The organism is Jezberella montanilacus, from assembly GCF_003003055.1.
GTDB lineage: Bacteria > Pseudomonadota > Gammaproteobacteria > Burkholderiales > Burkholderiaceae_B > Zwartia > Zwartia montanilacus.
In genome coordinates, this window is the sequence record NZ_PVTV01000018.1 from 34654 (window position 1) to 60539 (window position 25886).

A 25886-nucleotide genomic window follows, 5' to 3' on the forward strand; every position below is an offset into this window, starting at 1 on the left:
ACACCATGTTGAATCTACTATAGCATCGACGTGCAGGTCTTGCACGTCAGAATGGTTTGCTACCCGCCTGCCAGTGCAATCTGCTCGCGCAACTGTTTGATAATGGCTGCATAGTCGGGCTTACCAAAAATCGCAGAACCGGCCACGAAAGCATCGGCGCCCGCTGCACGGATCTCGCGGATATTGTCGATTTTGACCCCACCGTCTACCTCCAGATCAATGGACTGACCGCCGTTTTCGACGTGTTGATCGATTCGGGTTCGTACCGCCCGCAGCTTGTCCAGCGTGCCTGGAATAAAGCTTTGGCCCCCGAAGCCCGGATTGACCGACATCAATAAAATAATATCGATCTTGTCCATCACGTGATCGAGATAACTTAATGACGTGGCAGGGTTGAGTACTAGCCCTGCTTTGCACCCGTGCTCGCGAATCAGCCCTAGCGTTCGGTCAACATGTCTGGATGCTTCGGGATGAAACGTGATGATGTTTGCACCTGCCTTGGCGAACATGGGTACGATGGCGTCAACGGGTTCGACCATCAAATGCACATCGATCGGCGCGTTGGTCAGCGGCCGTATCGCCTCACAAACCATGGGGCCTATGGTCAAATTGGGAACATAATGGTTGTCCATCACGTCAAAATGAATCCAGTCGGCACCGGCTGCCAATACATTTTTGACTTCTTCACCCAGACGGGCGAAGTCGGCAGATAAAATGCTGGGTGCGATCCGAGCTGCAGGCAGTGATTTGGTTTTAGGCATGATAGGTAGCATTTGAAGAGCTGGCCACGGTGGGATGGCTCTATTATTGCAGTGATTTTGTTTTTAAATTTGGGCTTAGTGTGAAACCTTACGAACTCTCCGTTGTTGTTGAACCGCGCTTCTTGCCAGAGCAGTCCGATCCGGCAAAACAGCAGTTCGTTTTTGCTTATACCGTTCGCATCACCAACGTGGGCGAACGCCCGGCGCAAGTAATTAGCCGGCATTGGGTCATTACTGATGGTGATGACGTTGAGCAAGAGGTCCGGGGGCTGGGCGTAGTCGGGCAGCAGCCACTCATCCCTGCTGGTGAGACCTTCGAGTACACCAGCGGCTGTCCGCTCGCGACACCCGTAGGGACGATGCGTGGCACCTATCACTGCGTTGGTGAGAACGGTATCCCTTTCGAGGTCCCGGTCCCAGAGTTTGTCTTAGCCATGCCCCGCACCCTACATTGAAGACAATAAAACTTATGTCTACGCACATCCGATTCAGCCGCTTGGCCTGTTCAGCGGCTTTGATCGCTTTGCTGGCAGCATGTTCGACCACGACCAATCAGGTGACGGTTAATCCGGCCCTGCCCGAGGTGGTCGCGCAAGCAGACGAGGGGCCGCTCGTTGTATTGCCTTTGTCCGCTCTGCCAGAGAGCCAAGCTAGACCACTAGCCGGTAAGTACGCTCCGGTCGCCTGGTCTGATTTGCCTGGCTGGGCCTCGGACGATTTGAAGAATGTGTGGTCGATTTTCTTGCGCAATTGTCGCGGCCTGGTTCGACCCACGAGCGGCAATTTAGCTGGGCCAGCACGCGCAGCACCGCGTGCCTGGCAACCAGTCTGTGCTGCTGCGGCAGACCTCAGCAAGGCGCCCCAGGGCGAGAACCTGGCAGCTGTGAGGACGTTTTTACAGACTTGGCTGCAGCCTTGGCGCATTCAGGGCGCCGATGGCAAGCCGGCGGCTAATACGGTCACCGGTTACTACGAACCGACTGTAAAAGGATCCCGCAACAGAGGCGGCGTTTATCAATGGCCGCTCTACACCGTTCCGACCGATTTGTTGACCATCGACCTGGGCAAGGTATACCCAGAGCTGGCGGGTAAGCGCGTGCGTGGCAAGCTCGACGGCAATAAGGTTGTCCCCTATGATTCGCGTGCTGCCTTTGATTCGAAAAGCAACAAGTCAGCCGCAATTGTCTGGGTCAACGACCCGGTTGATAATTTCTTTTTGCAAGTGCAGGGGTCAGGTCGCGTACAGCTGACAGAAGGCCCAGAGGCAGGTCAAACGCTGCGAGTCGCTTACGCTGATCACAACGGGCATCCCTACGTCTCGATTGGTAAGTGGCTGGCCGATCAAGGTGAGTTGCCGCTTGCACAAACATCGATGCAAGGGATTCGAGAGTGGGCCAAACGCCACCCCAACCGGGTCAACGAGATGCTTAACGCCAATCCGGCGCTGGTTTTTTTCAAAGAAGAGGTCATTACTGATCCAGAAAAAGGGCCTAAGGGTGCTGAAGGCATCGCACTGACCGCACAACGATCGATTGCGGTTGATACCAATTACGCACCACTTGGCTCCCTAGCGTATCTGGCAACCACCCAACCCGCGTCTACTCAGCCGCTGAACCGGCTCGTTTTCGCGCAGGATACTGGCACGGCCATCAAGGGTGCAGCACGCGCTGATTTTTATTGGGGCTCAGGTGACGAGGCAGGGGCACTGGCGGGCAGAATGAAGCAAACGGGTCAGATGTGGTTGTTGTGGCCCAAGGCAGCGGGGGCGCCGAGCGCAAGATGAAATCACCCATCGTGGTCTGCGGCACAGGGATAGTCGGCATGGCGCTCGCTTTGACGCTGGCCAGGCGAGGCCAGGCCGTCACCTTGCTCGGACCAAAACTACAAATAGCGTCCGCAGAAACAGACGATTTTCATCCGCGCGTGTATGCAATATCCCCAGCCAGTCAGCTATTTCTGACCGAGATAGGGATTTGGCCTTTGTTGCCCGAAGCGCGCTTGACGCGTGTTCAGGCGATGGAGGTTTATGGCGATGCAGGGGGGCGTGTTGATTTGAGTGCGTGGCAGGACGCGCGCAGTGAATTGGCCTGGATTGTTGAAGCGAGTGAGCTTGAGCGAGCCTTGATTCAGGCGGTACAAATCGTGGGCGTACCTTGGCTGAGCGACAAGTTCTCGTCGATTGCCCAGCGCACTGTCACAACGTTCTCCGGGGCTACGCTTGCTGCGGACTTACTGGTGGGGGCGGATGGTGCTCAGTCTCCTGTCAGACAAGCACTGCAGCTCTCGACTGAAGAGCACGCTTATGGCCATACAGGCGTCGTCGCGCACTTCACCAGTGAATTACCGCACCTGGGTGCTGCGCTTCAATGGTTTCGTCAAGAGGGTGTATTGGCCCTGTTGCCCTTGCCTGATACGAGTGCGGGCCATCAAGTTTCGATGGTGTGGTCTCTGCGGGATGATTTGGCTAATACGCTTTTAGCCCTGCCTTTTTCTGATCAAGCGGACTACCTCAGAAATCACCTCGCGCTTGCCACACAAGGGCGTCTGGGCGAGCTCAGCTTGCGAAGTGAAGTGCTTGGATTTCCGCTTGTCATGAGCAAATCGCCTATGATCGGAGACGGCGTGGCCTTGGTCGGTGATGCGGCGCATCGTATCCATCCGCTTGCTGGTCAAGGCTTGAACCTGGGTTTGGGTGATGCACAAGCCCTGGTCTCTGTGATTAGCGAGCGTGAAGATTTTCGCTCGGCAGGTGATCCAATGGTTTTGCGGCGTTACCGTCGTGCCCGAGCCGAGCATTTGATGGCCATGCGTTGGGCAACCGACGGTTTGCACCGTTTGTTTGACAATCCTTCGCAACCATTGTCTTGGGTGCGCAATCTGGGTATGGATTTAGTAAACAAATTGCCATTTATCAAACGTCGAATCGTGTCAGGTGCTTCTGGCTGAGTTTTCGATGCCTATAGGGATTCGGGTATGACTAAGAAATGGCTGATGAGCCTGACAAGCAGTCTGGGGATTGCCTTATCCCTTGCGAATTTCATCCCTGTTGGCGCCTACGCGGCTGACAATAAGATGGATGAGAAAGCGCAAGCGGTTCAAAAGCGCTTCCTTGAGCGTTTTGATAAAACCCCTGTGACGGCGGTCCGACCGACCGCTTATGGGTTATTTGAAGTTCAGCTCGGTATGGATATTGTTTACACCGATGAGCAAGTCAATTTTGTGCTCGATGGCAGTTTGATCGATGCGAGGACGCGCCGTGATGTCACGAAAGAGCGTTTGGAGATGCTGTCGCAGATTCCCTTTGAACAATTGCCACTCGAACTAGCGATTAAGCAAGTACATGGCAAAGGCGCACGCAAAGTCGCCATTTTTGAAGATCCGAATTGCGGCTATTGCAAACAGCTGCGTCAGGCAATCAAAAGCATCGATAACGTGACTGTCTATACCTTCCCTTATCCAATTCTCTCTCCGGACTCAACCCAGAAGGTTAAAGATATCTGGTGCAGCGCAGATCCAGCAGCAGCCTGGGAAGACTGGATGCTTAAAGGCACGAAACCTGCACAAGGTAAATGCGACGTGCCAGTAGACAAGATGCTCGCCTTGGGACAAAAACTGATGATCCGGGGTACGCCAGGTATTATTTTTGCAGACGGGGGTCGGGTAGGCGGCGCAATTCCCGTCGATGAATTTGAAAGCCGCTTGAAGTAAGACTTGCGTGCACCGTGACAAAGTCTGACCATATGACAAACAGCTGCCCGTCAATCAAAGGAGATAAGCATGCGTATCGCTGTATTGGATGATTATTTGAACGTGGCAGAAGGCCTCGCCGACTGGAAATCGTTGGGTGCAGAGCTTCAGTTTTTTGATCAATATATCCAACCGTTAGCTTTGGTTGAGACGTTACAAGCGTTCGATGTCATTGTTGCGATGCGTGAGCGCTCAGCTTTCCCGGCTGCGGTGATTCATGCCTTGCTAAATTTGAAGTTACTGATCACGACAGGTGCGCGGAATAACTCAATTGATCTCGAGGCTTGTCGTCAGAGAGGTATCGTGGTGGCGGGCGCTCCGGGTGATCCTCTCAGCAGTGGCGCAACGACAGAATTAGCTTGGGCGTTGCTGCTTGGATTGTTTAAGGGCGTGCCACAAGAGCAAGTCAATATGCAGAAAGGTCTGTGGCAAACTCAGATGCCGCCAACGCTCTGCGGCAAGCGCCTTGGCTTGCTCGGTCTGGGTAATCTCGGTCAGCGGATGGGCAAAGTCGGTTTGGCTTTTGGTATGGACGTGGTGGCGTGGAGCCCCAACCTCACTAAAGAGCGTGCCGATCAGGCAGGGGTAAAGATGGTGACTAAAGAAGAGTTGTTCAGCACCTCTGATGCGGTCAGTATCCACATCGTGCTGAGCGCACGGACCAAAGGGATTGTCGATGCTGCTGCAATTGCGGCCATGAAATCCAACGCCTTTTTGATTAACACCTCGCGTGCTGGGTTGGTCGACCTTGCTGCTTTGAAGCAAGCGCTTGAGCAAGGCAAGATCGGTGGTGCGGGACTAGATGTGTTCGAGACTGAACCCTTGCCTGCTGATGACCCTTGGCGCCATGTGCCCCGAACGTTATTGACCCCTCACCTGGGTTATGCAACACCCGAGAACTTTGCGAACTACTATCCCAATGTGATTGATGCAATCAATGCGTGGGTAGCCGGCAATCCTATCCGAGTCTTGACCTGATGCAACCCATCCTACCTATTCATCTTGCTGCCAGAATTTTACTGATTCTGCTGTTGGCCCTTGCGGGTTACTTCTTCAGAGGCTTTTTGGTACCGGTGCTGGCTGCGCTCATTATCGGTTTTGCAAGCTGGCCTATCTATCAGCGCTGGTTAAAAATCTGTGGCAACAGGAATACCTTGGCTGCAAGCACGGCGCTGGCGATTATTGTGGTGGTATTGATCGTACCGATTGGTTTTGCCCTGTCCTACTCGATCAAAGAGGCACGTAATGTTTTTACCTGGCTGATGGCCGCCAATAAAGGCGGGATGAGTGTGCCCGACTGGATCAGAGATCTGCCTTTCGCAGGCGATAAACTCACTGCGTACTGGAACGAATATCTGGCTGAACCTCGTGCCTTAAGTGCTTTGATCGAAACCTTCAGTGGCGAGCATCTGGGCAATATTTACAGATTAGTTCTCGCTGCCTCAGGCGACTTGTTTCAAAGCAGTCTCGCCTTGCTTTTTTTACTGATCACCTTGTTGTTTGTCTATCGCGATGGCCCGAAAATTGTGGGGCAGCTCGATTTGATTGGCGACCGGATATTTCCCGATCGATGGCATCGCTTTTCAAGAGTCGTACCCAATACCATTAGCTCAACGGTTACTGGTATGGGTTTGATTGCAATAGGCGAGGGGGTGGTGCTCGGGGTTGCGTATTGGGTGGCCGGGGTCCCGTCTCATGTCTTGCTCGGTGTGATCACTGGTTTTATGGCCATGGTGCCGGGCGGCGCGCCACTCTGTTTTACGCTGATATCCATTTATCTGGCGGGCTCAGGGCACGTCGTCGCGGGTGCTAGTCTGTTGGCCTGGGGCACGATCGAGCTGTTTATCGTCGACAAGACAATCAGGCCAAAACTTGTCGGCGGGCCTGTCAAACTGCCGTTTTTACCCACCTTCTTTGGCCTGATCGGCGGCCTGAAAACCTTAGGGGTCGTGGGGTTGTTTATTGGCCCTGTGCTGATGGCGTTGCTCGTGGCGATTTGGCGCGAGTGGGTGCTTGAGATAAAAGAGCAAACACCAGTTAGCGCGCCAGATTAGTCAGAGTGTTTGGATGTCTGATTTGCCGTTGGCCACAAAAAACTTTGCTAACGTCAGGCTGTCAGACTTCGGATCAGTGATGTCTTTCATACCTTTAAGGGTGGTGGTTACCCCTTTTTGTGTGAAGTCTACTGTGCCATAGCCTCGGTATTCAGTATTTGCAAAGATGAAGTGTGGATTGCGCACAAGCGATTGATTTAGCTGCGCCTGTTTGGCCCCTGATTTAGTCGTGATGCTCGTGCCGCAAAACTCTGCCCCGATGGTCGCGCTCGCGAGGTCGTTGTAATCAGCCTTGATGTGACCAACCCAGTTATCGTGCACATCGCCACCGAGCATGATGGGATTGGTCAGTTTTGTATCAACAATCGATCCAATCATGCGTTGACGGGCCGCTGTGTAACCGTCCCACCCGTCATTCCAGAATTTCTCAGTTCCCTTGATATCGCTTGCCCGTTGGCCAAATAACGTCTGCTGCGCAATGATGTTCCATTGCGCTTTGCTGCCAGCAAACTCATTTTTGAGCCAAGTTTCTTGCTCGAAACCCAGCAATGTCCGTTTAGGGTCTTTCCAGACCTCGCATTTATCAGCCTCAACCATGCCAGACCCAAAGGCATTGTCAGCATTGCACACTTGGCGATCCCGATATTGTCGGTCGTCGAGTGTAAACAGGTTGGCGAGGCGGCCATAGGCAATGCGATCAAATAGGCGCACTTGCTTGCTTTGGCTAGTAAGCAATTTATCAAAGCTCGCCCGACGCACGGGCATGTTCTCGTAATAGGCCTGATAGGCAGCCAGGCGTCTTGCGGGGAAGTCTGTAACGGCCGCACCTGAGCGACCTTGTATTTCACCCGCATAATCGTTTTGTACTTCATGGTCGTCCCAGATCATCATCCAGGGGAAAGCGGCGTGGGCCGCTTGCAGATTGAGGTCTGATTTATGCAAAGCATAACGAGCGCGATAATCTTGCAGGGTGTTTACCCAGCCGCCCGTCGTCTCTCTGATCGGAGGAATCGATGCTGGATATTCGTAGATGTAGTCGCCAAGAAAAAATACAAAATCCAGGTCTTCTTTCGACATATGGTGATACGCGCTGTAATAGCCATCACCCCAGCGTTGGCAAGAGGCATACGAGAGCCTCAAACGATCAACCGCTGCGTCTGCTCGGGGAAACGTGCGAGTTCTGCCCACAGACGTAACAGCCTCGCCGACCAGGAAGCGATAAAAATATTGCCTTGCCGGTTCAAGGCCGTTGACCTCGGCATGCACAGAATGCCCCAGGGCTGGTTGAGCCGAGACGATACCCTTCGCTGCAATTTTAGTGAAGCCTTCGTCATGTGCAAGCTGCCAGACCACGTCGACGGCCTTGTCCGTCACACCCGCAGCTTCTAATGCCTGTGGGTCAAGCCGAGTCCAGAGCACAACCGATGAGCTATCGGGCGAGCCCGAGGCAATCCCCATGGTGAAAGGGTTGGTTTGCCAAGCTTGCTGACCCCATCCTTGTTTGGCTAAGCCAACCAGCGCCGCGCTGGCAAAGGCGCCTTGAAGCAATGAACGGCGAGTAAGCATGAAAGACCTCAAGGCTAGAGTAATAGGTAGAATCACCTGATTTTATGCTTTTCGTTTGTCATCAACTCGTTATATTTGGCGTGTTAAACCAACAAGCTTGAGTCATCTTGGTGCTGGCAGATATCCAATCGGCCTGAACGGATCACGGAGAGAATTTGATGAATAAATTGTTGAGAAAAATTGCAACGGCAGCAGCAGCGATTGCCCTGACCGGTATGAGCTTGGCAAACGCACAAACTGCCATTTGTTACAACTGCCCCGTTGAGTGGGCTGATTGGGGCACACAGATCGCCGCAATTAAAGCCAAGACGGGCGTGACCGTCCCGCCTGATAACAAGAACTCAGGGCAAGCGTTGGCGCAGATGATTGCAGAGAAAGCCAGCCCGGTTGCGGACGTGACCTATTTGGGTGTGACCTTTGGTATCCAGGCGAAGAAAGATGGCGTCGTGACAGCGTACGAGCCTGCAAATTTTAAAGACGTACCGGCAGGTTTGAAAGATGCAGACGGCAACTGGGTCACGATCCATTCGGGCACCTTGGGCTTCATGGTTAATGTCGACGCGCTGAAAGGTAAGCCAGTACCGAAGTCGTGGGCTGATCTGCTGAAACCAGAATACAAAGGCCTCATTGGCTATCTGGATCCCGCCTCAGCGTTCGTCGGTTACGTCGGTGCAGTCGCGATTAATCAGGCGCAAGGTGGGACCTTAGACAACTTCGGCCCAGCGATCGCTTACTTTAAAGCCTTACAGAAAAACGAACCAATCGTCCCCAAGCAAACGTCGTATGCCCGCGTATTGTCTGGTGAGATTGCTATCCTGCTGGATTATGATTTCAATGCCTACCGTGCCAAGTACAAAGACCACGCCAAGGTTGAGTTCGTCATCCCAGCTGAGGGAACCTTGGTTGTGCCCTATGTTATGAGCCTGGTTAAAAACGGCCCGAATGCAGCGAACGGTAAAAAAGTACTCGATTTCGTCCTGTCAGATGAGGGCCAGGCGATCTGGGCAAATGCCTACCTGCGTCCAGTGCGTCAGATTGCACTGCCCAAAGAAGTTGAAGCACGCTTTTTGCCAGCGACTGAATACGCTCGTGGCAAGACGATCGACTATGGCAAGATGGCAGAAGTACAAAAAAGCTTCTCCGATCGCTACTTGAAGGAAGTCCAATAAGACTGCGTGTCTATTGTCTCGCGCCAGCGGCAACTTTTTTTGGCGCTTTCTGGTTGTTGCCCGCTGCGCGCTTGATCGCCCTGCCAGCCGAAAAAGGTTGGCAGACTTATTTTGCCGTGCTGACCGATAGTCATTATTGGTGGAGCCTCGTCAATACCTTGTTGCTCTCAGCGACGGTTACCGTGGTGACCCTCGTGTTGGGGGCAGCGGTCGGGATTTTTCTGGCGCGTACACCCTTTGTCGGTAACCGCATTTTGCTTGGCATACTGACTCTGCCGCTTTCCTTTCCGGGCGTGATCATTGGCTTCTTTATGATCTTGCTCGGGGGCAGGCAAGGTTTGATTGCCCAGGTTTCTGATGACTTAGGCTTAGGTCGGGTGACGCTCGCTTATGGCTTGCCGGGTCTTTTTCTCGCTTATCTTTATTTTTCTTTACCTCGAGCAATTTCAACTTATCACGCAGCCGCCCAAGCAATGGATCCCGCACTCGAAGAGGCAGCATGCAGCCTGGGTGCACAGGGCTGGCCCATTGTGAGAGACGTTTGGATCGCCGAGCTTGCACCCACGACGTTGGCTTGTGCTGCTGTTATTTTTGCGACTGCGATGGGGGCGTTCGGTACTGCCTTTACGCTTGCCAGTAAGGTTGAAGTGTTGCCGATCAGCATTTATAACGCTTTCACCAATTATGCAGACTTCGCTACGGCAGCTGCCTTGTCACTCAGCTTGGGTCTTGTAACCTGGTTTGTGCTGTTTCTCGGCAGAAAGCTGGATGCCTCTGTCATGGAGACTCGCTAAATGGTCTCAAGGCGCAGCAATTCGAAAGTGTCTTGGGTGCTGTTGTGCGTGACTGCTGTCGTGACGCTGTTCATGCTGACCCCCATGGTGCTTTCGGTGACAGCTGGCTTGGTTAATCAATACAGTCAGGGAGTCTCGAGTGGTTTGACGACAAAGTGGCTTGAGCAGGTGTGGGCAAGCTATGGCTCAACAGTAGGCTGGTCTCTTGCGCTCGCACTCGCTTGTGTCGTTGGGAATCTTTTCCTGGGCATCCCCTGCGCCTATGCGCTGGCGAGGTCTCGTGCTAATTGGGCTAGGATTTTTGAGGACCTCTTGACTTTACCGGTTGCCATCCCCGGTTTGGCGACTGGCTTAGCCTTGATCTTGTCCTACGGTCAATTCAGAGACTTCAGACAAAGCTTTTATTTCATCTTAGTGGGCCACATGATTTTTACCTTGCCCTTCATGGTGAGAAGTCTGTCCGCAGCTTTACAGCGACGCGAGTTTGTCGCGCTCGAAGAGGCTGCCAGTACCTTGGGCGCTAATTTTGTGCAAAGACTTGTCGGGATTTTGCTGCCCGCGATCCTACCCACTATTTTTGCAGCAAGCTTGATGGTGCTTACCTTGTCTATTGGCGAGTTCAATCTCACCTGGATGCTGCATACGCCGCTTACACGAACGCTTCCAGTTGGGTTGGCAGATAGCTATGCATCAATGAGGATTGAAGTTGGCTCTGCCTATACTTTGGTTTTTTTTATGCTTGTGCTTCCCTTGTTATGGGCCTTGCAAGCGGTTGGTACCTTGTTAAGTAGACGTTATGAAAACTGACCCTCTTGCGATACAGGTCGAGGCGTGTGCCAAGACGTATCCTGATGGCACTCAAGGCTTGCTAGCGACAACGCTGCGAGTGGAAGCCGGCGAGATCATGGCTTTGTTAGGCCCGTCTGGTTGTGGCAAAACAAGCTTGTTAAGAATCATTGCCGGGCTTGAGACACCTGATCACGGTGGGCGTATTCTTTTTGGTGACCAGGACGTCACGCAACGACCGGTGCAAGCGCGAAAGGTTGGCATGGTGTTTCAGCACTATGCCTTGTTCCCCCAAATGACAGTGATCGAAAACATTGGCTATGGTCTAAAAATCAATCGATGCCCTGACCACGAGCGAACGGTGCGTGTAGGCGAACTGGTTGAGCTGGTCAGACTGAATGGATTGGAAAATAAGCGACCTGCAGAGCTCTCGGGAGGCCAGCGCCAGCGCGTCGCGCTGGCACGCGCGATTGCAGTCAGCCCGAGAGTCCTGTTGCTCGATGAACCACTCACAGCACTTGATGCCAAATTGAAAGAAAGTGTCAGGGATGAGCTGGCTGAGCTGCTACGCAGGCTGCGTATTACAACCATTCACGTGACGCACGATCAGCATGAAGCGATGGCGATTGCTGACCGTCTGGCGGTGATGCGTGCCGGTCAGATTGTTCAAGTGGGGATCGCTGAGGACTTGTATCGCTCACCCGAACACGCGTTTGTTGCTGAGTTTCTGGGCCGTATAAACACCTTAAGTCGATCAGTGGAAGACGCCTCGCGTGACCTGCTGCTGCTTGGAGGTGCACAATTAACCTGCCCCAGTACCTATGGCACTAAAGTCTTGCTGCGTCCTGAAGATATTCGGCTGTCTCAGCCCGCTCAGTCCATACCTTGCGGGATTGTTCTGCAGCGTCAGTTCCTGGGCGATCGCGTGCACCTGCGGGTAACGATAGAAAACCAAAATGCTTTGCTGATCGACGCCCCCCGGGATTGTAAAACCATTGCCGGCGAGCGAATTGGCTTAGTGATTGACCCTTTAACCTTCATACCTTGTAAGGATGAGAAATGACCATCAGCGCATTCGTTCAGATTTCTGACACACACATTCGTGAGCCAGGACGCCTTGCCTACAATCGGCTCGACACTGCACCGTATCTCAGTCAAGCGGTCGAGTCGGTTGGTCAATTGCCTCAACAGCCGCTTGCTGTTGTGATGACCGGCGATCTGACAGACTTTGGTCGCGAGTCTGAGTATGCGCATTTAAGAAGCTTGTTAAGTCCGTTCGCCGGCCAGATTTATTTGATGCCAGGCAATCACGATGACAGACAACAACTGCGCAAAAGCTTCCCCGAGCACGAATACCTGGGTCTAGAGGGCTTTATCCAGTACACCGTAAAGATTGGCCCGCTTCGTTTGATCGCTTTGGATACGGTCGTTCCTGGTCAAAGTCACGGCGGCTTATGCGCAGAGCGATTAACTTGGCTCGAAGAGACACTAGCGAAATACGCGGATGAGCCTGTGGTGATTGCCATGCATCATCCGCCCTTTCAGACCTTGATTGGACACATGGATAAGATCGGTTTGCTTGAGGGCGCGGGCCAACTTGAGGCAATCGTGAAACGATATAGCAATATCGAGCGAATCATCTGCGGACATCTGCATCGCGCCATTGAGGTGCGTTTCGGTGGCACGATTGCTAGTACGACCCCGTCACCTGCCCACCAAGTCTGTCTCGATCTTGACCCCGCCGCCGAGCCAGCCTGGTCGCTCGAGCCACCAGGCTATCGGGTGCACGCGTGGGATGATACGAGCGGTCGCTTGGTCACCCACACAATTTGTACAGGACACTTCGAAGGACCTTATCCGTTTCACATGGACGGGGTCCTGATCGATTAACAACTATATAAGGTGTCCGCCAATCAAGGTGGCATAGGCCGCAATACCCGCGGCAGTCAGGCCCAGACCGCCGGAAAGCCAGGCTAGTGCCATCATTCCGGTTAAGACACTGGCTGAGGCAAGCACGATGGCGACTTGCAACATCCCCACAGCAATTTCAAGGCTGTGGTAACGGTGACTGGCTTCCTCGCGCTGGTGTTCAGCAATCTGTGCGCGCTCGGCAAGTTCCTTTCTGCCCTCGCCCTTGTCCGGCTCAGAGCTATAGCGTTTGACGTCTTTTTCCCATTTTTCAAGGGCTGCGGTGATGCTTGGGTCGTCCTTTCGGTCAGATAGCTTAAGCGTATCAATCGTTAATTGGGTAGCCGTTTGCCTAATCGTTTTTGCCTGGTAAAACGACCAGAGATCAGATGATTGAATGTGCTTGGAAATAACTTCTGTTTGGTAGCCTTTGGATAAGGTCTCACAGACAGCAAGCACGAGCGCCAAGACCGCGATGAGCATCGCGATTCTTTTGTTTTCTGGATGGAGTTCTAAATGTTCGGACATAGTCAGTTCGCCTTTGGGTAGGTGCCAGGTAACAAGATATTCTTATCAACATTTTCAATATTGGTATGACCGCAAAACGCCATGGTGAGATCCAGTTCTTTATGCAAGATCTCGAGGACTTTGCTCACGCCTTCGCCACCCATGGCACCCAAGCCGTATAGAAAGGCCCGACCGATGTAGCACCCTTGAGCGCCAAGGGCGCGTGCTTTGAGGATATCCTGGCCACTGCGTACGCCGCCATCCATGTGGACTTCAATCTGTTTGCCAACAGCCTCGACTATTGCCGGCAGGCTGCGAATGCTGGATTCAGCCCCGTCAAGTTGACGCCCGCCGTGATTGCTGACGATGATGGCGTCGGCACCGCTACTGACGGCCAGCTTGGCGTCCTCGACATCTTGAATGCCTTTGAGAATCAGTTTGCCGCCCCAGCGCTTCTTGACCCACTCGACATCGCTCCAGTCCAGAGCTGGATCAAACTGTGAGGCTGTCCATTCGCTTAACTTGCTCATGTCGCTGACGCCCTTGACGTGACCGACGATGTTGCCAAACTGACGACGCGGCGTGCCCAGCATGCCCAGCGCCCAGCGGGGTTTGGTGGCAATATCGATCATATTCGCAATGGTCAGTTTTGGCGGGGCACTCAAGCCGTTTTTAAGATCTTTATGCCGTTGACCCAGAATCTGCAAATCAAGCGTCAGCACTAATGCCGAGCAGTTTGCTGCTTTGGCACGATCGATCAGACGCTCAATAAAGTCACGATCCTTCATGACGTAGAGCTGGAACCAGAACGGGTGACCATCGGTGCCTTTTTGTACATCTTCGATTGAGCAGATGCTCATGGTCGAAAGTGTGAAGGGGATACCAAAATCGCGCGCGGCACGTGCAGCAAGGATTTCGCCGTCAGCGTGTTGCATCCCCGTTAAGCCTGTCGGAGCGATCGCTAGCGGCATGGCGGTTTTTTGCCCGATCATGGTGGTCGCAGTGCTGCGATTCTCCATGTTGTGCAGGATGCGTTGCCGAAGTTTGATGCTCTGAAAATCGCTCTCGTTGGCGCGATAGGTGCTTTCAGTCCACGAGCCTGAGTCCGCGTAGTCATAAAACATGCGCGGTACGCGTTTCTTTGCCAGAACCCGCAAGTCTTCGATGTTGGTGATGACGGCCATTGTTTTTTGGTCTCCCGCAGATTGCTACATTATGATGTTGGGCAGAGATTAGCAAAAATTAACAATAATTACCCAAGGATTTGAGCATGCGCCGATTTTTACTGACTATCCTGATTGCATCTATCCTGACGCTGTCACAGATTTCGGCTCGGGCTGACGCGGCGCCCCAAGCAATAGCCGAGATGGCTAAACAGCAAGTACCCAAGTACCTGGAGACGCTTCAAAACCTCGTTTCAGTTGAATCAGGCAGCAGAGATCTTGAAGGACTGCTCAAAGTAAGAGGCCTGATCGAAGCTAAGCTCAAAGCTCTGGATATCCCTTTTGAGATCATTGCTGCCCCCTCTGACAGCAAGGCTGGCTCAATGGTTAGCGCAACGTTAAAAGGTAAAGGGACGAAGCGCATTGCCTTGATTGCCCATATGGATACGGTATATCAGAGAGGTGATCTGGCCAAGCAGCCTTTTCGCATAGAGGGAGACAAAGCATTCGGTCTTGGCATCGCTGATGACAAGGGGGGTGTTGCGATGGTGTTACACACACTTGAAATGGTTAAAACCCTCAAAATAGATGGCTTCGGTCAATTGACCGTCTTGTTTAACGGGGACGAAGAGATTGGTTCACCCGTTTCACGGGATTACTTTACGGCGCTTGGCCGTGAAAACGACGTCGTGATGTCTTTTGAGGGAAGTGGCACGAAAGCAGACTACGTCCGCCTGGCCACCTCAAGCATAGCGCGCGTCTTGCTAAAGGTAAAAGGCCGCGCCTCACATTCGGGCGCAAATCCGGACTTTGGTCGTAATGCACTGTACGAGCTATCCCACCAGGTTCTGCAGACTCGCGATCTTTCGGATCCGTCCAAAGGCTTGAAATTCAATTGGACACTAGGGAAGGCTGGCAGCGTCGCGAACATGATCCCCTCGGAGGCGACTGCTACGGGTGACGCCCGCGCTGAAAGGACAGTCGATTTTGACAATCTTGAAGCAACACTCAGAGAACGGATCAAGAATAAATTGATTCCCGATACAGAGGTTTCTCTGGACTTTACGAGGACTCGTCCGCCGCTCAATCCAACTGATGCTGCGAGAGCGGTGGCTAAACAGGCTCAACAGGTTGCAGCCGAGATCAAATGGCCGTTAACAGTGCTTGAAAAGGCGACTGGGGGTGGCACGGATGCTGCTTTTGCGTCACTGCAGGCGAGGGGCGCGGTGTTAGAGAGCTTTGGCCCTCAAGGCTTCGGTGCCCATAGTGATAACGCCGAATACATCCTTATCCCGTCTATCGAACCACGCCTCTACATCACGACGCGCTTAATCGAAGAGATTGCTAAACCTTAACTTTAAAAGGATTGAAATTGGTGTTGCGGTCGTAAAAATCTTCTTGCTCTTTGCGTTTGAGAAAATTAACGACGACATAGGTGAGGGGGGTCGCAAGGACCTCCCAGCCAGTTTTTAAGAAATACTGGGTGACAGCAACCTTGATGACTAGCTCAGTCGGCCAGATGCCATAAAAGGCAAGAAAATAGAAGAAGCTCGAATCAACCATCTCACCGACGGCCGTCGAGCCGATCGTGCGAAACCAGAGGTGGCGCCCTGAAGAGGCAATTTTCATTTTGGCTAAAACAAAGCTGTTCACCAGACTGCCCGACCAGAAGGCAAGGATGGATCCAGCTACGATGCGCCAGGTGTTGCCGTAGACTGTCTCGAGACCTTCTTGCAGATGCGCACTGTATTCGCCGGGTGCTGGCTGCAGATGCACGACAATGAAGGCCATGACAGCAGCGAAGACGAGTGCAGCAAACCCGCACCAAACTGCCCGGCGGTCATGGGCATAGCCATACACTTCGGTCATGATGTCGCCAAACAGGTATGAAATCGGGAAAAACAGCACCCCGGCACCGAAAACCACTGTGCCAAAAAAAGGCAACTCTATCTGGGCAGCTTTGCTTGCCCCGATAATGTTTGAGCAAAGCAGCACTGTCACAAAAGCAGCAACCAGCAGGTCGTAATATCGATGCTGGCGACGCGGGACAGAAGAAAGCATTGCACTCACTGAATTGCTGGATGGCTGCATTTTTTCTTTGCACTATTATGGTGACGTCACGTTGACGATTTTTGTTTTTAACGCTTTAGCTCTAGTGAGACTCATACGACGATTTCAATGTACCAAGCATCTGTACCCGTGATCAAGAAAATGTTGACGAATCTGTCGGCCATCCTCGGTAAAGGCAAGGCGTATGCGCAGGCGAAAGGCTTTGACGGCGTTAATTTGGTGCAATCGCGACTGATCGCAGATATGTTTGCGCTGGGTGTACAGATCCAGATCGCAACCGATATGTCGAAAGGCGGGTTGGCGCGTCTCGCAGGAATCGAGCCACCTAAATTCGAAAACGACGAAACGACTATTCCTCAATTGCAAGCACGCATTGCTAAAACAATCGAGTTCATGGACTCGATCCGCGCCGAGCAGATTGACGGCTGTGAAGCTCGTGAAATCAAGTTCGCTATCCGTGACAACCAGTTTGAGTTCACCGGTCAGGCTTACTTGCTTGAATGGGTATTGCCTAACGTGTTCTTCCACATCACCACCGCCTATAACTTGTTGCGCCAGAATGGGGTTGACATCGGTAAGCGTGATTTCTTAGGCTAAGCATGCCAGTCCCTCACCCCGTATAATCCCCAGCAAAATTCCATCAGAGTCTTGGCCAACAGTGGGGTGAGAGATGCTTCTCTGGTTCGTTATTGCGTATTGGGTGGTTTCGGTTGGCATCGGTCTTGTGGCTGCCATGGGCGTGAAAAACACAGCCGATTTCGCCGCAGCTGGGCACAAGTTGCCCTTGCCGATCGTGACCGCCACTGTTTTCGCCACCTGGTTCGGATCCGAAACAGTGCTGGGTATACCAGCAACTTTTCTTAAAGAAGGTCTGGGCGGTATCGTTGCTGATCCCTTTGGCTCGTCCTTATGCCTGATTCTGGTGGGTGTATTTTTTGCCCGCCACCTATACAACCGCAAGATGCTGACGATCGGCGATTATTTTCGCGAGCGCTATGGCCGCGTCGTCGAGATTCTCATCACGCTCTGTATCGTGGCGTCTTATCTTGGCTGGGTCGCTGCTCAGATCAAGGCGCTGGGTTTGGTGTTCAACGTTGTCTCGGATGATGCAATCTCACAAGAAACGGGGATGTTGATTGGCGCAGGCAGCGTGCTGATTTATACCTTATTCGGTGGGATGTTGTCGGTAGCCATCACTGACTTTATCCAGATGATTATCATCGTCATCGGTATGCTCTACATCGGAGGTGAGTTTTCTCAATCGGCCGGGGGTGTTGCTGCTGTGATCACGCACGCGTCGAACGCAGGCAAGTTCAATTTTTGGCCGCATATGGATTGGGTATCCATCCTCGGCTTCATTGCTGCGCTGTTTACGATGATGCTGGGCTCTATCCCTCAGCAAGATGTGTTTCAACGAATCACTTCTTCAAAGAACGTCAATACGGCGGTGCAAGCTGCCGTGCTCGGTGGCGTGATGTATTTCATCTTTGCTTTTGTGCCTTTGTTTTTGGCCTACTCAGCCACGCTGATTGATCCCGATCTGGTTAAGCGCTACATCGATACGGATTCACAGTTGATCCTGCCGCGTCTGGTGCTGGATCATGCCCCACTGTTCGCGCAAATTATGTTTTTTGGTGCCTTGTTGTCGGCGATCAAAAGCTGCGCGAGTGCCACGTTGCTGGCGCCGTCAGTGACATTTTCTGAAAATATTCTGAAGGGTTTGTTCAAGAATTTGAGCGATCGTCATTTACTGAGAATGATGCGCATCACGGTTTTATGTTTCACCGTAGTGGTCACCTTCTTTGCGATCAACTCTCAGCTATCTATTTTCAAAATGGTTGAGAGCGCCTACAAAATCACGCTTGTTGCGGCGTTTGTGCCGCTGGCTTTCGGCGTTTACTGGAAGCGCGCCAATTCTCTGTCCGGCTTGCTTTCAGTGTTGGGTGGATTGATTGTCTGGATTGTTTGCGAGATGACCGCGGCTGATGCTGCGGTGCCCCCGCAGTTAGCTGGCTTGATCGCCAGCCTGGCTGGCATGCTGATCGGGGGCTTTGTCCCGCAATCGGAACTCATTCCCGTCGATCAGCCTCTTCGGGATAATTAATCCGCGTAGCCTGGGGACTCGCGATCAAGTACCCGCATCATGGCGGCGAAGAACAACTCTGTGCGCTCTTCATTCGAATGACTATTGCCAGGTGCTGGGTTGTTGACCGTGTGTACGATCTCGTCCGACAGCACTTCAATTTCTTTGCCCGTACTCATCGCGAGAACTTGTGCGCGACAGACTCGCTCAAGTTTATAAAGGCGCTTGTATGCTTCGGCAACGGTATCGCCGACCACCATGACACCATGGTTTTTCATGAACAATACTTTTTTATCACCAACCTGAGCGCATAGTCTTTCGCCTTCACTCATGGTGTCAGCAAGGCCAGTGTAAACATCGTCATACGCCGTGATGCCGGTAAAGAACGCAGCGGTTTGACTGGCGGGCAAAATCCGGTTGTCTTTGAGCATATTTAAAGCCAGTGCCCAGGTCTGGTGAGTGTGCAGCACGACCTTTGCACCGGTGATGCGATGCACGGGTGCATGAATGCAGAGTGCTGAGCGTTCGATTTTGCCTTCGCCTTCGAGCACTTCACCTTGCTCGTTAAAAATCTGGATGTCGCTCGCACGGGCTTCAGACCAGTGGTAACCAAAAGGCAAAATCATGAAACGATCGGTATAACCAGGCACCATCATGGTGAAATGGTTGTCGATACCTTCTTCAAGCTGATCCCGAACAGCCAAGCGTAAAGCCGCTGCAAGATGGACTTTTGCCTGCCACACTAGATCAGGTTGTTCTGCGATTTTTAGATGACGTGCTGACATGTTGCGCTCCTTTTTTGTAAGTGTCTTCAATAATAGTTATTTTTTGGGCTCGCGGGGGATTCGTCCCAATAAATAAAACTCGGGATTGGGCATCATGTTGCTGAAGTTTGCGATGCGGTTAGACATCCCGAAAAATGCAGTAATCGTTCCGATATCCCAGATGTCCTCGTCGTCAAAGCCCTGTTCGTGCAGTGCGGCGAAGTCAAGATCACCGACTTCGTTGGCTTTCAGACAAACTTTTAGGGCAAAAGCCAGCATGGCTTTTTGACGAGGCGTGATGTTGGCCTTTAAGTAATTGACCGCGACCTGATCGGCGACCAAGGGCTTCTTCTCATAAATCCTTAACAGTGCTCCGTGAGCAACCACGCAATACAAGCACTGATTGGCGGCGCTGGTTGTCGTAATGATCATTTCGCGGTCGCCTTTTGTCAGCGAGCCGGTCTCTTTAACCATGATGGCATCGTGGTACGCAAAAAAGGCCCTGAACTCGGCGGGTCGCCGCGCAAGCATCAAAAACACATTAGGCACAAAGCCCGATTTCTCTTGCGTTTCAAGAATTCGATCCTTTATGTCTTGAGGCAAGGTATTCAGATCAGGAAACGGATATCTTTCAGTCATTTTTGTCTCATTGATTATTTTTATAGCGCTACTCGAATCTTCACGACGTGTTCTTTTTACTAAGTTTATCGACTAAATAGTTGGTGAGCTTCACTGCAGACGGCCGGTAGATCATGATGCAAAGCACTGCCAGCGGATAAGTAATGAGCCAGGCATCAAACCAAGACCAGTGCCAACCAGTTGAAAAACCAATTCGATAAACCGTAATGGCGAGTGTGACAGTGATCGACATCCATAAGCCCATCACGGCAGCGAAAATAAAACTCGGTAACTTGAACATAGGTGTATCGTCTCTATATATTTCACTGTAACTGAGTTTGTCTAAAAGTCTATCCCATTTTCTGTCTGAGTGAGTCGAAATCATGAGCAAAGCACCAGTCCTTTTCGTTTCTCACGGCGCTCCCACGTTCGCACTAGAGCCAGGTATGGCGGGGCCTAAGCTGACAGAATTCGGTAAACACCTCAAAGACGTAAAAGCCATTCTGATCGTCTCGCCCCATTGGGAGACCCCTCAGGTTGAAGTGACCACGGGCGAGACCTTTGCAACGATTCACGACTTTTACGGGTTTCCGAAGGCGCTGTATGAGCTTCAGTATCCAGCAAAGGGTTCGCCTTTTTTCGCTCAACAAGTAATACAGTTGTTGAGTAACGGGGGGATCGAGGCGAGACCCAATACCGACCGCGGTCTGGACCATGGCGCCTGGGTGCCCCTGAGGTATCTCGTTCCTGACGCGAGTCTGCCGGTTTTCCAGGTATCAATGCCAGCTGGACTGGATGTCGCGGGCGCCTATCAGTTGGGTCGACTGCTCGCGCCATTGCGAGAGCAGGGAGTGATGATTTTGGCATCGGGTTCGCTGACCCATAATCTAGGTGAGTTTCGTCTGGGTTTAGACGCTCCCCAGTCCTATGTAACCGAGTTTGTTAACTGGGTTAAAGAAGCCTTGGCTGACAATGACGACGATCGCATGCTTGCCTATCGTGAGACGGCGCCCCATGCCACTCGTGCCCATCCGGGCGACGATCACTTCCTGCCTTTGTTAGTCGCTTTAGGCGCGCACGACAATCAGGATGCGTTCTCTGTGATTGAAGGGGGCGTCACCTATGGTTTTCTGTCTATGGACAGTTTCGTTTGGCAATGATGTCTGACTGACATCATTCAACTGTGATGAACAGGCCACCTCTTGATCAGGCGAGGCGGCTTGCTGGATTGAACAGAGTTTGGGACTTTAACGCTCAGTCAGTTATTCAAGGTGACTTGGCTCGAGCCCAGTCGCTCGAATGGTATTTGCGTTCTTGGGCGAACCCAGAAAATCCACCAGTGCTTTGGCTTGCTCGGGCACTTTGCTTTTGGCGACGACCGCGGCTGAGAAGGGTGTGACGAGTTGCACGTCATCAGGCAACAGACCGATGATGTCGATCCCGCCACCGACCGCCATTAACTCGCTGCGTTGCTGGCAACCGAGTTCTGCTTCGCCTTTGGCAACGATTTCACCGACTGGCGTGGCGGGTATTTGGCGCACTTTGTCTTTCATCTGCTCTGCGATACCGAGTTTGTCCATCAACTCTTTTTTGATGTATTCGCCGCTTGCGCTATCTGAATAAGCGATCGTTTTCGCGTTCAAAAAAGCAGCCCGTAATTTTTGCACGGTACTGATGTCCGGCTTTGGCGCCCCTTTTTTAACCGCGCAAGCGATTGGTGAATTGGCGAGCACAACTTTGCTGCCAGCCAAGAGTTTGCCTTGACTCATCAATTCATCCAGCGATCCGCCCACCATGATGACAACATCAATCGTTTCGCCGCGCTCAAGACGCAAAGGGATGGCATTTTTTGTTGTGCCCATTGATGGACCCCAGCCTGATACCAGTTTATGGTGGGTTTCTTTCTCAAAATCAGCAGCCAACTGTTTGTAGGCAGCCGCAAAGCCGCCTGAGCTGACGACCTGAATTTCTGCGCTGTGCGCGATGGGTGATAGCAATACCAGACCGAGCAAGGCATTGCTCAAATGTGTCACAAGCGCAGAATGTCTCATTTTTATCCTCAGTATTTTGGGTGATCGCTGTAATTTACAACGGGGCGCCGGTTTCAATACCCGCTTGAGCCGTCTCCCAAGCCAGTAATGCGGCTTTTTTATCGATGCCCCAGCGGTAGTTGCCAAAGTCACCTGACTCGCGGATAACACGATGGCAGGGGATTAAATAGGCGAGGGTGTTTTTGGCAACTGCACTGCCGACCGCCCGCTGAGCCTTGGGTTGCCCGATCGCGCAAGCCAGATCACTATAGGACACGACACTGGCTAGCGGCGCTTTGATTAAGGCCTCCCAAACTTTGAGTTGAAAGTTTGTGCCCTTGAGCAAGAGTTTGATTTCTTTTTTTTCACCAGAGGGCTCAAATATATATTGACCGTAGTGGTTGGCTTGGTCTGCGTTTGCGGATAGCGTGGCTCGTGGCCAGAGGCTAATGAGCTCTGTCAGCGCTTCAGCTTTGTCTTCATTAAACGCCAGATGACAGATACCGCGCGAGGTCCAGGCAATCAGTACAAGCCCAAAACGGCATTCCATAAATCCATACTCGATCAAAACATCCTTGCCAAGCGCCTTGATTTCGCCGGGTGTCATCGCAACTGCCATGATCATTAAGTCGTGTAAACGGCCAGTCCCCGATAAGCCGCTATCCCAAGCTGCAGTCAGGACATTTTTGGACGATTGCAAGTTGGCGAGCGCCTGTTCTTTTGTTAGATATTGCAAAAATTTCTTCGGTGAAATCCCCGCCCAAGCGGTAAATACGCGCTGCAGGTGAAATTCACTTAAGTCGACCGCTCGAGCAATCTCCGCAAGCGAAGGTTGCTCATCCACATGCTGCTTAATAAAGTGGATTGCTTTTTCGACAACTTGATAGTGTTGATACTGTTGCTTGAGCTCAGTCATATCGATGGCCTAAACGAATCTGGATTTTGATCGGCAGAACATTTCGTAATCAAAGGATAAACAGATCACAGTAAAAATAAAACCCGATTCTTGCGATTCACTGGCTTTCTGAACAATCGCTAGGATGACTGCTTTTGTACGGACATACTGGCGCTTAGTATCGCGCCAATCATGAGCAGCCCCCCAATTAGTGTTCTCAAAGAGGGAATTTGATGAAAGAGCACCCAAGCGAACGCGATGGCGTAGACGGGTTCAAGCGACACAATCAAGCCTGCGGTTCGCGCATGTAATACCCTTAGACTCAAAATAAAGAGCAGATGCGCGAGCCCAGTGCACACAAGTCCCAGCACCAGGAGCCAGCCCCAGCTGGCTAGGCTGATTGTGTCGACACTTTGGATGGCCCACAGACTGAGTAATAGAAAGACGGTCATGTTCTGCCAGGCGGCCACTTGAAACGCGTTGACACCACTTAGGGCATGGCGGTTGATGACGGCGAGTATGCCAAACGTGGCTCCCGATAAAAGCCCCCAAAGCAAACCCTCGGTGGCACGGTCGGCCAGCGTGAATGACGGCGTCACGAGTATTAATCCAACAGTCACCACGAGCAAACGTAGCCATTCGTCGCGCTTGACCTGCTCTTTCAAGATGAACCGCTCGATCAAAGTGATAAAAGCGGGAAAGCTTGCAAACCCTAAGGTGGCGACCGCGATGCCACCCACTTTGACTGATTGAAAAAACGTTCCCCAGTGTGCAGTCAGAAAAAAGCCAGAGAGCAGGATAGCTTGCCACTTTTTTCCCAGATTCTTCAGCGAAAGCGTGTTTTGTCGCAACATGACGGGGCTTGCGATTGAAAGAAATATCACTGCAAACAGGGCGCGAGCCCAGGTGATCGTGATGGCATCAGCTTGGATCAGCTCACCGAGAACGCCGGTCATGCCGAAACAAAAGGCGACCAAATGAATCGCCAGGAGCGCTTGTAGCCGCGTCATTGTGTTCAACGACGACTCAGCCCGGTTTCCTTAAACCAGGTTCGCCGATAGACCGCAGTGGCGATGATGGTGCCATAAGTGCACATAGCGAAGGCACTCACCGCGAAAAACCACTGAAGCGATTGCGTCCACTGGAAAACAAACCAGCCCAGGACGGCTGCAATGAACAGTCTTAGAATACCCGCTGTTAAAGGCCAAAACAGCCGCTGCGCACCTTGAGATGCAAAATAAAGCGCGAACCCCATCGAGAAGAAACCAAAGAAAGGGCCGACAATGCGCAGGAACAAAGCGCCCGCTTCAATCATTTGCCGTTCAGCTCCAAATAGGCTCATCCATGCCTCTGGCCAGATGGCCGCCAAAAGGCCGACCACTTCAGCCAAGGTAAACGCCAGCGCAGCACCGGTCAGCGCAATCTTGAGCGCTCTTTCGGGTTGTTTGGCCCCGAGGTTGGAGGCGACCATGGCAACCAGTGGTGCCCCAATCCCGAAAGCAACCGGGAAGATAAAGTACTCAAGTCTTGCCGCGATGCCATAGCCTGCCAGCGCAGCCGTCCCTGCAAACGAACCAACCAGGGCGGTCGTCGAGGCAATTAAGCCGTTGGTCAACAAGGGGTTGATCATGGCAAAGCCGCCCACGATCAGAATGTTGCGCATGGGACCCCATTTCAGGGCGCATCGTTGTAACCGCGCCAGGTTGCGACCTGACAGGCAGTACCAGAGAAAAATTGACGTGCCTGCGGCGTAATACAGAACAAAAGCCCAGCCAGCGCCAGCGATACCAAGCGCGGGGAAAGGGCCAAGACCAAAGATCAAGCAAGGTGAAATAGGGACCAGTAACAAAGCGCCAACCAGGTTGACAGCGGCTGGAACAAACATATTGCCAGAACCGCGGATCGCGCTCGCTAATGCGTTCATGATCCACATGAGAACCAAGGCCGTGAACGCGACACCCGAGTAAGCCATGGCGGCATCAAGCGCCTCGCCGGTGACTCCCATCAGCTTGAAAAGCGGTTGCCGAAACAGTAACAGCAGGCTGGCACAAGTCACACCCAAGCCCGCATTGAGCACGACGGCATGCAAGACCAGGCGGTTCGCCAGTTCGTTATCCTTCGCACCAAGTGCCCGCGCGATGGCAGAAGAAATCCCACCACCCATGGCACCCTGTGACATGGTCTGCATCAGCATAATGATGGGTAAGACGACAGCGGCACCCGCTAACGCGCTCACACCCAGATGAGAGATAAACCAGGTTTCAACGAGACCAGTACTGGCCTGTGCCACCATCATCAGCACGTTCGGCCAGGCAAGACCGATCAGGGTTACTAAAATTGGCCCAGAGAGCATGGCCTCCAGGCGGGCCGTTCGGGCATTACTCACGCGATGATGTCGTAGGCCATTCGTTTAACACCAGCGAGATTTTTGCCTTCGATGCGAATGAGTTGGGTGGGGCCTGTGCGTTTGGGAGAATGCAGGTCACCAACCTGGTAGGCGTGAGCAACGCCGGGCGTCAGTGCATAAGACCGGGTCATTTTTGCTTTGCCGGGTTTGTCCATCGTGGCCGACTCGACGATTTCGTAATCAAACATTTCTGTTTCACCACGCGCTTGTCCGTATATGGCCCAAGTGCTTTCATGGTCGTGTGGCGGGGCAGTTTTAGCACTGTCGTAGTTGTGGGCGACGATACAGAAACCGAGCTCGGGATCTTGATAAATCACATTGCGCTCTGAGGTTTCTGCACTGACGCAACGATCAACGAACTGAGCGTCTTTCAGCGCGTGCGAGAGCAACTTGGCGACTTCGGTGACACCCTGAGAGCCCGGTTGGGCTTTGAGCGTCGAGCGGCATTGTGAGGCAAATTCTTCTAAGGTCAAACTCATGCGGAAGTCTCCTGTAATTGGATTTTTGATCCATGTATGCAATCCGATCTTCAGATTCTACATCCCAGCGTTGCTAATGTAAGTC

At 52.4% G+C, this 25886-nt stretch carries 28 protein-coding genes; 15 read left to right on the forward strand and 13 right to left on the reverse strand.

The window, feature by feature from the left end:
- Positions 1-59 precede the first annotated feature (59 nt).
- Positions 60-761, reverse strand: a complete 702-nt coding sequence (gene rpe, locus BCM14_RS14195) for a ribulose-phosphate 3-epimerase (RefSeq protein WP_259673649.1) — start codon at positions 759-761, stop codon at positions 60-62.
- Positions 762-841: 80 nt separating this feature from the next.
- Between rpe and apaG the strand changes: the two genes are divergently transcribed.
- The 6 genes from apaG to BCM14_RS14225 all read left to right on the forward strand — a co-directional run bounded on the left by apaG (position 842) and on the right by BCM14_RS14225 (position 6562).
- The gene (gene apaG, locus BCM14_RS14200; RefSeq protein WP_106228711.1) at positions 842-1216 is read left to right on the forward strand and encodes a Co2+/Mg2+ efflux facilitator ApaG/CorD; all 375 of its coding nucleotides are present in this window, start codon (positions 842-844) and stop codon (positions 1214-1216) included.
- A 14-nt stretch (positions 1217-1230) separates the two neighbouring features.
- Positions 1231-2544: a murein transglycosylase A gene (gene mltA / locus BCM14_RS14205; protein WP_106228712.1), complete on the forward strand. Its 1314-nt coding sequence runs from the start codon at positions 1231-1233 to the stop codon at positions 2542-2544.
- Positions 2541-3707 (forward strand): FAD-dependent monooxygenase, encoded by a 1167-nt coding sequence (locus BCM14_RS14210; RefSeq protein WP_106228713.1) that lies wholly within the window; start codon positions 2541-2543, stop codon positions 3705-3707. The genes mltA and BCM14_RS14210 overlap by 4 nt, the downstream gene beginning before the upstream one ends.
- Positions 3708-3734: 27 nt before the next feature.
- On the forward strand, positions 3735-4469 hold the full coding sequence (locus tag BCM14_RS14215; protein ID WP_311042734.1) for a DsbC family protein: 735 nt from the start codon (positions 3735-3737) through the stop codon (positions 4467-4469).
- Between the two features lie 69 nt (positions 4470-4538).
- Positions 4539-5486, forward strand: coding sequence for a D-2-hydroxyacid dehydrogenase family protein (locus BCM14_RS14220; RefSeq protein ID WP_106228714.1), 948 nt, complete (start codon positions 4539-4541; stop codon positions 5484-5486).
- On the forward strand, positions 5483-6562 hold the full coding sequence (locus tag BCM14_RS14225) for an AI-2E family transporter (RefSeq protein ID WP_259673656.1): 1080 nt from the start codon (positions 5483-5485) through the stop codon (positions 6560-6562). Before BCM14_RS14220 ends, BCM14_RS14225 begins: the two co-directional genes overlap by 4 nt.
- On the opposite strand, the gene BCM14_RS14230 is transcribed toward BCM14_RS14225, so the two are convergent.
- Positions 6563-8128, reverse strand: a complete 1566-nt coding sequence (locus tag BCM14_RS14230) for an alkaline phosphatase D family protein (RefSeq protein ID WP_106228716.1) — start codon at positions 8126-8128, stop codon at positions 6563-6565.
- Between the two features lie 215 nt (positions 8129-8343).
- On the opposite strand from BCM14_RS14230, the gene BCM14_RS14235 reads away from it, so the two are divergent.
- The 5 genes from BCM14_RS14235 to BCM14_RS14255 are packed head-to-tail and all read left to right on the forward strand — an operon-like array spanning position 8344 to position 12767.
- Positions 8344-9297 carry an ABC transporter substrate-binding protein gene (locus tag BCM14_RS14235; RefSeq protein ID WP_375318493.1) on the forward strand — a complete coding sequence of 318 codons (954 nt, stop codon included), beginning with the start codon at positions 8344-8346 and terminating at the stop codon, positions 9295-9297.
- Entirely contained in the window at positions 9294-10091 is a 798-nt protein-coding gene (locus tag BCM14_RS14240) for an ABC transporter permease (protein ID WP_106228718.1), read from the forward strand. Before BCM14_RS14235 ends, BCM14_RS14240 begins: the two co-directional genes overlap by 4 nt.
- Positions 10092-10898: an ABC transporter permease gene (locus BCM14_RS14245; RefSeq protein ID WP_106228719.1), complete on the forward strand. Its 807-nt coding sequence runs from the start codon at positions 10092-10094 to the stop codon at positions 10896-10898. It abuts the gene before it with no gap.
- Positions 10888-11940 (forward strand): ABC transporter ATP-binding protein, encoded by a 1053-nt coding sequence (locus BCM14_RS14250; protein WP_106228720.1) that lies wholly within the window; start codon positions 10888-10890, stop codon positions 11938-11940. The genes BCM14_RS14245 and BCM14_RS14250 overlap by 11 nt, the downstream gene beginning before the upstream one ends.
- A complete protein-coding gene (locus tag BCM14_RS14255; protein WP_106228721.1) occupies positions 11937-12767 on the forward strand; it encodes a phosphodiesterase in 831 nt (276 codons plus the stop codon). Before BCM14_RS14250 ends, BCM14_RS14255 begins: the two co-directional genes overlap by 4 nt.
- Positions 12768-12770: 3 nt before the next feature.
- On the opposite strand, the gene BCM14_RS14260 is transcribed toward BCM14_RS14255, so the two are convergent.
- Both BCM14_RS14260 and BCM14_RS14265 read right to left on the reverse strand, forming a co-directional pair.
- Positions 12771-13313 carry a DUF4337 domain-containing protein gene (locus BCM14_RS14260; RefSeq protein WP_106228722.1) on the reverse strand — a complete coding sequence of 181 codons (543 nt, stop codon included), beginning with the start codon at positions 13311-13313 and terminating at the stop codon, positions 12771-12773.
- A 2-nt stretch (positions 13314-13315) separates the two neighbouring features.
- Complete coding sequence (locus BCM14_RS14265) at positions 13316-14476, reverse strand: alpha-hydroxy acid oxidase (protein WP_106228723.1); 1161 nt, start codon at positions 14474-14476, stop codon at positions 13316-13318.
- A gap of 86 nt (positions 14477-14562) precedes the next feature.
- On the opposite strand from BCM14_RS14265, the gene BCM14_RS14270 reads away from it, so the two are divergent.
- A complete protein-coding gene (locus tag BCM14_RS14270; protein WP_106228724.1) occupies positions 14563-15810 on the forward strand; it encodes a glutamate carboxypeptidase in 1248 nt (415 codons plus the stop codon).
- Here the strand turns inward: BCM14_RS14270 and BCM14_RS14275 are convergent.
- The gene (locus BCM14_RS14275) at positions 15800-16516 is read right to left on the reverse strand and encodes a queuosine precursor transporter (protein ID WP_106228786.1); all 717 of its coding nucleotides are present in this window, start codon (positions 16514-16516) and stop codon (positions 15800-15802) included. The two genes, BCM14_RS14270 and BCM14_RS14275, sit on opposite strands and share 11 nt — an antisense overlap.
- 117 nt (positions 16517-16633) lie before the next feature.
- Here BCM14_RS14275 and BCM14_RS14280 point away from each other — a divergent pair, with 117 nt between their 5' ends.
- Entirely contained in the window at positions 16634-17122 is a 489-nt protein-coding gene (locus tag BCM14_RS14280) for a DUF1993 domain-containing protein (protein ID WP_106228725.1), read from the forward strand.
- Between the two features lie 73 nt (positions 17123-17195).
- Positions 17196-18629, forward strand: coding sequence for a high affinity choline transporter 1 (locus tag BCM14_RS14285; RefSeq protein ID WP_106228726.1), 1434 nt, complete (start codon positions 17196-17198; stop codon positions 18627-18629).
- Here the strand turns inward: BCM14_RS14285 and BCM14_RS14290 are convergent.
- The 3 genes from BCM14_RS14290 to BCM14_RS14300 are packed head-to-tail and all read right to left on the reverse strand — an operon-like array spanning position 18626 to position 20291.
- On the reverse strand, positions 18626-19393 hold the full coding sequence (locus tag BCM14_RS14290; protein WP_106228727.1) for a class II aldolase/adducin family protein: 768 nt from the start codon (positions 19391-19393) through the stop codon (positions 18626-18628). The genes BCM14_RS14285 and BCM14_RS14290 overlap by 4 nt on opposite strands.
- 36 nt (positions 19394-19429) lie before the next feature.
- Positions 19430-20011 (reverse strand): peroxidase-related enzyme, encoded by a 582-nt coding sequence (locus BCM14_RS14295; RefSeq protein WP_106228728.1) that lies wholly within the window; start codon positions 20009-20011, stop codon positions 19430-19432.
- Positions 20012-20051: 40 nt separating this feature from the next.
- Complete coding sequence (locus BCM14_RS14300) at positions 20052-20291, reverse strand: DUF2798 domain-containing protein (protein ID WP_259673650.1); 240 nt, start codon at positions 20289-20291, stop codon at positions 20052-20054.
- A gap of 82 nt (positions 20292-20373) precedes the next feature.
- Here BCM14_RS14300 and BCM14_RS14305 point away from each other — a divergent pair, with 82 nt between their 5' ends.
- Complete coding sequence (locus tag BCM14_RS14305; RefSeq protein ID WP_106228730.1) at positions 20374-21150, forward strand: dioxygenase family protein; 777 nt, start codon at positions 20374-20376, stop codon at positions 21148-21150.
- A gap of 102 nt (positions 21151-21252) precedes the next feature.
- On the opposite strand, the gene BCM14_RS14310 is transcribed toward BCM14_RS14305, so the two are convergent.
- The 5 genes from BCM14_RS14310 to BCM14_RS14330 all read right to left on the reverse strand — a co-directional run bounded on the left by BCM14_RS14310 (position 21253) and on the right by BCM14_RS14330 (position 25801).
- Complete coding sequence (locus BCM14_RS14310) at positions 21253-22041, reverse strand: substrate-binding domain-containing protein (protein WP_106228731.1); 789 nt, start codon at positions 22039-22041, stop codon at positions 21253-21255.
- A 34-nt stretch (positions 22042-22075) separates the two neighbouring features.
- The gene (locus BCM14_RS14315; protein WP_106228732.1) at positions 22076-22936 is read right to left on the reverse strand and encodes a methylated-DNA--[protein]-cysteine S-methyltransferase; all 861 of its coding nucleotides are present in this window, start codon (positions 22934-22936) and stop codon (positions 22076-22078) included.
- Between the two features lie 119 nt (positions 22937-23055).
- Positions 23056-23925, reverse strand: a complete 870-nt coding sequence (locus BCM14_RS14320; protein ID WP_106228733.1) for a DMT family transporter — start codon at positions 23923-23925, stop codon at positions 23056-23058.
- A gap of 5 nt (positions 23926-23930) precedes the next feature.
- Entirely contained in the window at positions 23931-25301 is a 1371-nt protein-coding gene (locus BCM14_RS14325; RefSeq protein WP_311042735.1) for an MATE family efflux transporter, read from the reverse strand.
- Positions 25298-25801 carry a cupin domain-containing protein gene (locus BCM14_RS14330; protein WP_106228735.1) on the reverse strand — a complete coding sequence of 168 codons (504 nt, stop codon included), beginning with the start codon at positions 25799-25801 and terminating at the stop codon, positions 25298-25300. The genes BCM14_RS14325 and BCM14_RS14330 overlap by 4 nt, the downstream gene beginning before the upstream one ends.
- Between the last annotated feature and the right edge of the window lie 85 nt (positions 25802-25886).

Bases quoted from the DNA above. Each gene is read 5' to 3' on its own strand.
- BCM14_RS14265 (WP_106228723.1), bottom strand. From the start codon at position 14,476: ATGGCCGTCATCACCAACATCGAAGACTTGCGGGTTCTGGCAAAGAAA.
- BCM14_RS14235 (WP_375318493.1), top strand. From the start codon at position 8,344: ATGAGCTTGGCAAACGCACAAACTGCCATTTGTTACAACTGCCCCGTT.
- rpe (WP_259673649.1), bottom strand. From the start codon at position 761: ATGCCTAAAACCAAATCACTGCCTGCAGCTCGGATCGCACCCAGCATT.
- BCM14_RS14315 (WP_106228732.1), bottom strand. From the start codon at position 22,936: ATGACTGAGCTCAAGCAACAGTATCAACACTATCAAGTTGTCGAAAAA.
- BCM14_RS14295 (WP_106228728.1), bottom strand. From the start codon at position 20,011: ATGACTGAAAGATATCCGTTTCCTGATCTGAATACCTTGCCTCAAGAC.
- BCM14_RS14230 (WP_106228716.1), bottom strand. From the start codon at position 8,128: ATGCTTACTCGCCGTTCATTGCTTCAAGGCGCCTTTGCCAGCGCGGCG.
- BCM14_RS14330 (WP_106228735.1), bottom strand. From the start codon at position 25,801: ATGAGTTTGACCTTAGAAGAATTTGCCTCACAATGCCGCTCGACGCTC.
- mltA (WP_106228712.1), top strand. From the start codon at position 1,231: ATGTCTACGCACATCCGATTCAGCCGCTTGGCCTGTTCAGCGGCTTTG.
- BCM14_RS14275 (WP_106228786.1), bottom strand. From the start codon at position 16,516: ATGCTTTCTTCTGTCCCGCGTCGCCAGCATCGATATTACGACCTGCTG.
- BCM14_RS14220 (WP_106228714.1), top strand. From the start codon at position 4,539: ATGCGTATCGCTGTATTGGATGATTATTTGAACGTGGCAGAAGGCCTC.
- BCM14_RS14300 (WP_259673650.1), bottom strand. From the start codon at position 20,291: ATGTTCAAGTTACCGAGTTTTATTTTCGCTGCCGTGATGGGCTTATGG.
- BCM14_RS14250 (WP_106228720.1), top strand. From the start codon at position 10,888: ATGAAAACTGACCCTCTTGCGATACAGGTCGAGGCGTGTGCCAAGACG.
- BCM14_RS14290 (WP_106228727.1), bottom strand. From the start codon at position 19,393: ATGTCAGCACGTCATCTAAAAATCGCAGAACAACCTGATCTAGTGTGG.
- BCM14_RS14280 (WP_106228725.1), top strand. From the start codon at position 16,634: ATGTACCAAGCATCTGTACCCGTGATCAAGAAAATGTTGACGAATCTG.
- BCM14_RS14245 (WP_106228719.1), top strand. From the start codon at position 10,092: ATGGTCTCAAGGCGCAGCAATTCGAAAGTGTCTTGGGTGCTGTTGTGC.
- BCM14_RS14285 (WP_106228726.1), top strand. From the start codon at position 17,196: ATGCTTCTCTGGTTCGTTATTGCGTATTGGGTGGTTTCGGTTGGCATC.
- BCM14_RS14255 (WP_106228721.1), top strand. From the start codon at position 11,937: ATGACCATCAGCGCATTCGTTCAGATTTCTGACACACACATTCGTGAG.
- BCM14_RS14305 (WP_106228730.1), top strand. From the start codon at position 20,374: ATGAGCAAAGCACCAGTCCTTTTCGTTTCTCACGGCGCTCCCACGTTC.
- BCM14_RS14310 (WP_106228731.1), bottom strand. From the start codon at position 22,041: ATGAGACATTCTGCGCTTGTGACACATTTGAGCAATGCCTTGCTCGGT.
- BCM14_RS14210 (WP_106228713.1), top strand. From the start codon at position 2,541: ATGAAATCACCCATCGTGGTCTGCGGCACAGGGATAGTCGGCATGGCG.
- BCM14_RS14270 (WP_106228724.1), top strand. From the start codon at position 14,563: ATGCGCCGATTTTTACTGACTATCCTGATTGCATCTATCCTGACGCTG.
- BCM14_RS14260 (WP_106228722.1), bottom strand. From the start codon at position 13,313: ATGTCCGAACATTTAGAACTCCATCCAGAAAACAAAAGAATCGCGATG.
- BCM14_RS14215 (WP_311042734.1), top strand. From the start codon at position 3,735: ATGACTAAGAAATGGCTGATGAGCCTGACAAGCAGTCTGGGGATTGCC.
- BCM14_RS14320 (WP_106228733.1), bottom strand. From the start codon at position 23,925: ATGACGCGGCTACAAGCGCTCCTGGCGATTCATTTGGTCGCCTTTTGT.